We start from the raw sequence: 692 nt of genomic DNA on the forward strand, positions 1-692 counted from the left end.
CCATCATGCGCAAGTCCCTCAAGACCACCATCACCCTCGCCACGACGGGTGCCCTCGTCCTCGGCGGTGCCGCGTTCGGTGTCTCCGCCGCGAACGCCTCGACCCCGGCGATCCACACGGTCGCCTCGTCCTCGTCGAAGATCCCCGCCCCGGTCGCGTCGGTTCCCGAGGTCCTCGGTGGCGACACCTCCGTCGCCCTCGACTCCGGCTTCACCGACGCCCTCACCACCCTGGGCCTGACCCCGGGCGTGTCCGGCAACGCCAAGCTCGCCGACGGCGCCGTGTCCTTCCCGATCACCTCCGGCTCGGTCACCTACTGGAGCCCGGACGGCAACTACCGTCCGTACGTGCAGGGCCTGCTGAACCACGACGACTCCGGTCTGACCCTGAAGGCCGGCGACACGACGGTGACGCTGGAGAACTTCGTGGTGAACCCGGGCTCGTCCAAGCTCTACGGTGACGTCCTGGTCAACGGGCAGGTCGCCGCAGCCAACGCGTACCTGTTCAGCCTGCACGGTGGGACGCTGAAGCCGCTGCAGCTCGAGGGTGACAACGCGATCCTCACCGGCACCACCGTCCACGTCTCCGGCGACGCCGCGAAGCTGCTCAACAGCACCTTCAAGACCGACGCCGTCAAGAGCGGCCTCCTCGTCGGCACCGCCACCATCACCGCCAAGATCAAGTAACACCCC

The 692-nt window shown here is 68.4% G+C and carries 1 protein-coding gene; it reads left to right on the forward strand.

Annotated elements, in window-relative coordinates:
* Window positions 1-686 (forward strand): ABC transporter substrate-binding protein (locus ACO0E1_RS18915; RefSeq protein ID WP_422875579.1); only part of this gene is annotated, 686 nt, incomplete at its 5' end.
* Window positions 687-692: the final 6 nt, after the last annotated feature.

It is taken from the genome of Curtobacterium guangdongense, assembly GCF_049341845.1.
In the GTDB taxonomy this organism is placed as follows: Bacteria; Actinomycetota; Actinomycetes; order Actinomycetales; family Microbacteriaceae; genus Curtobacterium; species Curtobacterium guangdongense.